Raw genomic sequence first — 7,318 nt, 5'->3', positions numbered from 1 at the left:
AAATTTCCTACTCTTTTGATTTTCGGTCAACTCGTATACTTTTTAAAGTCTTAGCATCTTTCACATTTGACTATTTGGGAGGTCAACCCATTTCTTAACCGTTGTTTTTTTTATTTACCACAACGGATTTGTATATGAGCAGTGCGAATGAAGAAAGGCGACAGCCTTTCGGTCGAGCACGAGCTGATTTTTACAAATTTCGATTATTAATTTTTTTAGGAATAAGTCGAATTTGTTAAAATTCGGCGGTCTCCCAAATATACCCTAACTTTTAATTAAGCAAAAACTCCCGTATTGCTTATATACTTTGTTGTGCAACGTTACTCTATTCACAATCAATGCATTCTTTTTTTCCTTTGCAATATATTCCGCCAGATTTTGAACTTAATTTTCCATTTTTTTCTACGAAAACTAAATGTTGAATTAACGCATACGAGCCTAAATCAATTATACTTGTATTGCCGTGATTAGACCTCATTAATTGAAATTCATATCGGTTATTTGTTTTCCGATAGGCTCCACCTTCTATAAAACAATCATCAATTCCAAACTCATTCATTTGGGTAATTAACAAAGCTTCTTCCATTGTATCAATGCCATCTAAAAATAACAACAAATTTTGAGTGTCTTCAATTTTAAATACCTTATTGTCTTTAACCGCCAAAATATAATATGTAGAAGTGGAATGATGGCCGCGTTTTAAAAATCCGTCTTGACTGTAAGTTAAATCAATCAGTTTACGTTTATTCAGATTTCCAAATTCATTTATAACGTCTACGTGTTCGTGTCCGCCATCGTTTGCTCTTAATAAAGCCCAATATTCATATTTTTCATCAGGGTTTAAATTTCTACCGATGTTTTCAATAACATCGATAGACCTATCAAATTCGATTTTTTTAAATTCTGTTTCGCTTTCACAACAAGTAAAAGAAAAGATGAAAATTATTAATCCGATGTATTTTAAAATTTTTCTCAATGGTTTTTTCTAATGTTGCACAACGGTTGTGTATATGAAAAGTAGGGCAGTTGATAAGCACTTACTTTCGGTCTTGCACTTAGCCATATTTTTCATTTTATTTTTATCTTTTTACTAAAATACATATTAAAAATATGGCGGACTTTGCAAACAAACACAAGCCTTTGATTTAGCACTTATCGCCCTATTTTTTATATACATTGTTAGGTGTCTGGCTTTTCTTTCCGCAAACTTGCTAGCGTTGGCAGAAGACATACTCTTTGACAAGTTTTGGCTTTAGCGGTTGGCTTTTGAGCGACTTGGCAATGTGTATGGCTTTGTGCGTTGGCTATTCATTCACTTAGTTTCCTGTTATTCCGTTTATAAATGTCTCAACAAATTCAACAATCTGTTTTAATATTTTATCTCCTAATTTCTTTCGTTTTAACACAGACGGTTTTTCGCCTTCAATTAAATCCAACACTTCATCTCTCAAAGGTTCACGTTCCGCATACAGATAGTTTTCTATCAGTTTTTGCGTTTTCTCTTCCGATAGGTTTTCTTCTGTCGTTAGTTTCTTAAACGCTTTCTTTTGCTCTTCATTCCAATACACCTCAAACGCTTCTGGAATGTCATCTGTATCTTCAATAGTCGGTAAACTTTCTTCTATAAAACGCTGTATTAATTCTCGTTTACTTCTTAAATTAACTTCTGTATTCAGTAAGTTAGAAATTTCTTGTTCGGTTTTGGTTGCGTCTTTTTGAGTGTCAGATTTAAGTTTAATCAATAACTGAATAATGTAATTTACATTGATTTCGTCTCTGTGGATTAACTCTAATTCAAAATCTACATCTTCTAATATTGAAACTTTTTCTTTTTCGGTATCGCTTTTTACTTTTTGCCACAAATCCAAATACTTGCTTTTGTAATCTTCAAAAAGTTGCTCGTCCATTTCTAAATCTTCCCACTCAAAATCTGAAAAAGCATTTAGAATATTCCTAACACGCATTAATTGACGAAAAGCCTTAATAAATGCCAATTCATCATCTTCTGAAAATAAATCGTTTACACTATCTACGTCTGGTGTAATTTTAATTAATTCGTCATAGGAATCATTGAATTTCTGAACATAATCATCATACGGTTTCATAATGATTACTTCAATTGCTTCTTTATTACTAAACAAGGTTATGGCTTCATCTGTTGCCTTTTTCAGATTTCTAAAAACAACAATATTTCCTTGTGATTTTTGTTCGTTTAGTATTCTGTTGGTTCTTGAATATGCTTGAATTAAACCGTGATATTTTAAATTCTTATCTACATATAAAGTATTTAATGGCGGACTGTCAAAACCTGTTAAAAACATATTGACTACCAATAAAATATCAACTTTTCGTTCTTTTACTTTCTTGGATATATCGTTGTAATAATTGTAAAACGACTGACTGTCTTTTGTAGAAAACTTAGTGCCAAACATTGTGTTGTAGTCCACAATATATTCGTCTAATTTTTCTCTACTGTGTACATTCATTCCATACAAAGCAGGTGCTTCTTCTACTACCGAAACTTCTTCTGGAATAAAACCATTGGCATCTGCATCTTCTTCGTTTGCTACATAACTAAAAATGGTGGCAATTTTTAAATTGTGCTTACCTTCTAGTTTCTTCTTCTGAAATAAATCGTAATACTTTATCAAATTTTTCACCCCACTTACAGCAAACATTCCTGTAAATTCTTTTTGATGTGTTTTACGGTTATGATTAGCAATAATGTAATCGGTAATTTTTTCTAAACGAGCTTCACTATCCATTAGCTCTCTAGTGTCAATAGATTCTACTTCAATATCTATTTCTGTTGCCGATTCTTTTCGTTTGTATTTACCCACATATTCTACTGAGAATTTGAGTACATTTTCATCTTTTATGGCATCTGTAATCACATATTTATGTAAACACTCGCCAAAAAGTTCTTTTGTGGTTCTTTTTCCTAATTCATTTTTTACCGCATTGTCTTTAAAAATGGGTGTTCCTGTAAAACCAAACATTTGGTTGTTATGAAAAAAGGCTTTTATTCTATTGTGGGTTTCGCCAAATTGCGAACGGTGACACTCATCAAAAATGAATACAATTCGCTCGTCTTGTAAAGCCTCCATTTTAGATAAATACTTGGCTTTGCTTATTGCTGTATTTAGTTTTTGAATGGTAGTTACAATTAGTTTTGTATCGTCTCCAAATTGTTTGACTAATGACTTTGTATTGTCTGTACCATCAATACAGCCTTTGCTAAAACTGTTAAACTCTTTAGTGGTTTGATAATCTAAATCTTTTCTATCTACCACAAATACTACTTTTTTAACCTGTGGCATATTCATTATTATCTGACTTGCCTTAAAAGAAGTTAGTGTTTTACCCGAACCTGTGGTGTGCCAAATATATGCGTTGTTATTTGAGTTTTCTACTTGATTTACTAAGGTTTCTACTGCATAAAATTGATACGGTCTAAGTACCATTAAAATTTTATGCGTTTCGTTAAGTACAATGTACTTGCTTATCATTTTTGAAATATGACAAGGCTCTAAAAAATCGCTAGTAAAACCGTTTAAAATATTGGTTTGACGTTTGTTTTCTTTGTCTGTCCAATAAAAGGTTTGTTTGAATGATTGGTGTCTGTTGTTGGCATAATACTTTGTATTTACACCATTGCTGATGATGAATATTTGAACATATTGAAACAAAGCCGATTTTGCACCAAACGAATGTCTTTGATAACGGTTTATTTGGTTAAAGGCTTCTTTCATTTCTAAGCCTCTACGCTTTAGTTCTATTTGCACCAATGGCAAACCATTAATTAGCAAAGTAACATCATAGCGGTTTTTGTAACTACCTTCTATAGTAACTTGATGTGTTACTTGAAACTGGTTTTGACACCAAAAGTCTGTATTCAAGAACTCAAAATAAAGGTTGTCGCCATTATCGCGTTCTATATGTTGTTTTTCACGTAGTGTTTTGGCTTTTTCAAAAACTGAACCTTTGCTTAGTATGTTTAAAACACGCTCAAATTCATTTTCAGAAAACGTAATATTATTGTGTTTTTCTAACTGTTTTTTTAAGTTGGCAGTTAAGGCGTTTTCATCTTTAATTACTATTTTTTCGTACTTCAACTTTTGAAGTTGAGCTACTAACTGATTTTCTAAAACTTGTTCTGGCTGTTTACTCATATTATCAAGCTTTTTCTATATTCTTCTATCGCTTCAATATGAGAATTGTTGAAATTTATTTTATTATCAATTGCGGTTAAAAAAGAAACAATCTTTTTTTGCTCTTCGTTTGATGGTAATTCAACTTCAATTTCAGAAATTCTTTTAGATGAGATACCTAAGACTTTAGTACCTTGTGCAAACCTCATAATTTGATATTTTACTTTATCAGATTTCATTAGAAATCCCAAAAAACCAAGTTCTACTTGGGTTTTATCAGGTCTAGCAAGAATTGTATGTAATCCTGCAATTACTTTTTGATTATCAATATTAATTATCTCTATACATTTACCAATGTCTGCATAATCTTCAGAAGCATCAGCTATAATAATATCGCCTACCTTACAATATTTTTCTTCTGAAATTTTATCTAAATTTATTATAGGATTTACAAACGGTACATTTTCTTTATCAATATCAAAATGAGAATGAAATTTTGTATGAATGTCTCCATAATGTATATTTTTCACATCACCATTTTCATAATTAAGTTTTTCTCTTGAAAAGGAATTAGTTGAATGATAATTAAAAATATCTCCAAGACAAGTTTTTTTCCAATTTTGAAATTTATCTCCATTGTGTTTTTTAAACCCAATTGATTTATTGAATATTTTTTGCATTACACCTTCTCTAAAAAGAGAAAGTAATTCCATATTGTTTCCGATAGGGGTAGGAATATTTAATTCATCACAAAAAATATCAATTTGTTTTTCAATTTCTATCGACTGATTGTTTATTTGACTTAAAAAACTAGAAATATAACTCAAGTCAATATTTGCATTTCTTTTGAATTTATCAATGTAACGTGGGAAATTCAAATTGAATTGATTTTCACTAATTTCTTTTAGAGATATATTTCTACTATATTTTTTTATTTCAGTTCTATTTTGATAAGTTGAAATAATTTTCTCGATATCCTTATCTCGTAAGATATTTTGCTTTACTGCTTTATCATAATCATCACTTGCGTCTATAAATAAAATAGTGTCTGGGTTTTCCCTACATTTTTTAAAGATTAAAATACAAGTTGGTATAGCTGTTCCGTAAAATAAGTTTGCTGGTAAACTTATTACTGCATCTAAGTAATTTCTATCTTCAATTAGATACTGTCTTATAGAAAGTTCAGCATTTCCTCTATAAAGAACTCCGTGAGGTAGAACTATCGCCATTGTTCCGTTTTCTGCCAAATGGTGAATCATATGTTGCACAAAAGCATAATCAGCTTTAGACTTTGGCGCTAATCTACCATATTGGCTAAATCTATCATCACTTGTAAAAAGTGGATTGGCTGACCAATCTGCTGAAAATGGTGGATTGGCTACAATGGCTTCAAAACGTTCGTCAATATGTTGTGGATGTTCTAAAGTATCTTCTTGTTTTATATCAAATTTTCGGTAATGAATATCGTGTAATATCATATTCATTCTCGCCAAGTTGTAGGTAGTACGGTTTAGTTCTTGTCCGTAAAAGTTGGTTACGCTTTCTACTTCTTTAGCCACACGCAATAAAAGTGAACCCGAACCGCAAGTTGGGTCATAAACCGATTTTAGTTTGGTTTTTCCTGTGGTAACCAATTTGGCTAAAACGGTACTTACTTCTTGCGGTGTGTAAAATTCTCCTGCTTTTTTTCCTGCTCCACTTGCAAATTGTCCAATTAAGTATTCGTAGGCATCTCCTAAAACGTCAATTTCTGTATTTTCTAATTTGAAGTCAATTTTGTCTAAGTGCGATAGCACTTTTGCAATAATTTCATTTCTTGCTTCTGGCGATTTCCCTAGTTTGGTAGAGTTTAAGTCCATATCCTCAAACAGGTTGTCAAAATCTTCTTCACTTTCCGTTCCCATTGTTGTGAGTTGGATATTGGTCAGAATTTTTTGTAAATCTTCTAATATGAAATTAGAAATGCCTTCTACATCACTATTTCCTCTTTTTGCTACTTGGCTAAATAGTTCGCTTGGTTTTAAGAAATAACCTAGTTTTTCAACTGCTTCTTCTTTTATGGCTTCAATGTATTCTTTTCCGTTTTCGGTATTTTCTTTTATGTCAGCAAACAGTATTCCGTCTGGTTTTAGAATATTATTGGCATAAATATTCATTTTTTCAGATAGATATTTGTAGAAAATGAAACCTAAAATATAATCTCGAAACTCGTCCGCATTCATTTTTCCTCTTAGCGTATTCGCTATATTCCACAGTTGTTGTTCGAGTTGTTTTTTTTGGTCGTCACTCATTTATTTTAATCTATTTTTTTTAAGTTCACAATGTACATTTTTCATTGCGATTTCGGTCGAGCGTTGACAAGAAATTGCTCTTTTGGTTTTTTGTGTTTTGGCTTTGAGCGTTGGCAAAAACCAAATGTGCAATTTGTGCGGCTGGCTTTTTTTTCAGCTTGCACCTAACGGTTACGTATAAGAATAGTGCGGTTTTGTGTGCGAGGATTTTCCGAAGGAAAATCAGACGTAACAAAATTGCACTAACCTTTGATTAAGCAACTAATTTAGCATTATTTTTATACATTGTTGGGCACAGTATTTTTATTCATTTTATTTAATTCAGCATCTTTTTTCCAAATGAAGAATAAACTTGAAATGAAATTGAATATTATTAAAAGCCAAGTCCATTCAGTTTTTGTTTTTTTCTCCACATTTTTATAATTCCAAAGTCGATAAATCAGATATCCGATTTGTATTAAAATCAGTCCGTTAACAATTGGTGCTTGATATTCAAATCCGACAACATTATTCGTAATCCATTTGAAAAAATCAACACTCAAAAAGGTGAACATATAAACAATTCCGACAATCGATGGAATTGACAATAATATTTTAGTCGGTTTCGTCATATTCTATAAATTCCCAAGGGATTTCTTTTTTAAAGGTCTGAATGCATTCCTCCATTAATTCAAGTGAAATATTTTCTTTAAAAATTCGAATTGTTCTACTTTTTTCTGTGTCGTCTCTGAAAATTTCCGCAATCAATTCGTCTTAAGTTTGATTTCTATTAAAATAGGTAGTTTTAATTATTAATCAGAAAGAACAAAAGAGCGCATTAAGGTTACTATATACGGTGAAGCTTAGACTTCGACAACATTGATAATCCGCTCTCTT

Annotated in this window: 3 protein-coding genes and 1 pseudogene; all 4 read right to left on the bottom strand. The window is 31.4% G+C overall.

All coding sequences use genetic code 11. The features are described 5' to 3' along the window. Positions 1-325 precede the first annotated feature (325 nt). The gene (locus tag GBH57_RS15795) at positions 326-976 is read right to left on the bottom strand and encodes a hypothetical protein (RefSeq protein ID WP_151675472.1); all 651 of its coding nucleotides are present in this window, start codon (positions 974-976) and stop codon (positions 326-328) included. Positions 977-1,316: 340 nt separating this feature from the next. Then, positions 1,317-4,172 carry a type I restriction endonuclease subunit R gene (locus GBH57_RS15790; protein ID WP_151675471.1) on the bottom strand — a complete coding sequence of 952 codons (2,856 nt, stop codon included), beginning with the start codon at positions 4,170-4,172 and terminating at the stop codon, positions 1,317-1,319. After that, positions 4,169-4,831, bottom strand: a complete 663-nt coding sequence (locus GBH57_RS16275) for a restriction endonuclease subunit S (protein WP_235904735.1) — start codon at positions 4,829-4,831, stop codon at positions 4,169-4,171. Before GBH57_RS16275 ends, GBH57_RS15790 begins: the two co-directional genes overlap by 4 nt. Before the next feature lie 45 nt (positions 4,832-4,876). Continuing rightward, positions 4,877-6,442, bottom strand: a pseudogene (locus tag GBH57_RS15785) (type I restriction-modification system subunit M); the annotation flags it as partial. Between the last annotated feature and the right edge of the window lie 876 nt (positions 6,443-7,318).

The organism is Patiriisocius marinus, from assembly GCF_008974325.1.
Taxonomy (GTDB): domain Bacteria; phylum Bacteroidota; class Bacteroidia; order Flavobacteriales; family Flavobacteriaceae; genus Patiriisocius; species Patiriisocius marinus.
Note: the sequence above shows the minus strand (reverse complement) of the source record. Positions and strands in the feature narration are given on the sequence as shown.

Bases quoted from the DNA above. Each gene is read 5' to 3' on its own strand.
- GBH57_RS16275 (WP_235904735.1), bottom strand. From the start codon at position 4,831: ATGCAAAAAATATTCAATAAATCAATTGGGTTTAAAAAACACAATGGA.
- GBH57_RS15790 (WP_151675471.1), bottom strand. From the start codon at position 4,172: ATGAGTAAACAGCCAGAACAAGTTTTAGAAAATCAGTTAGTAGCTCAA.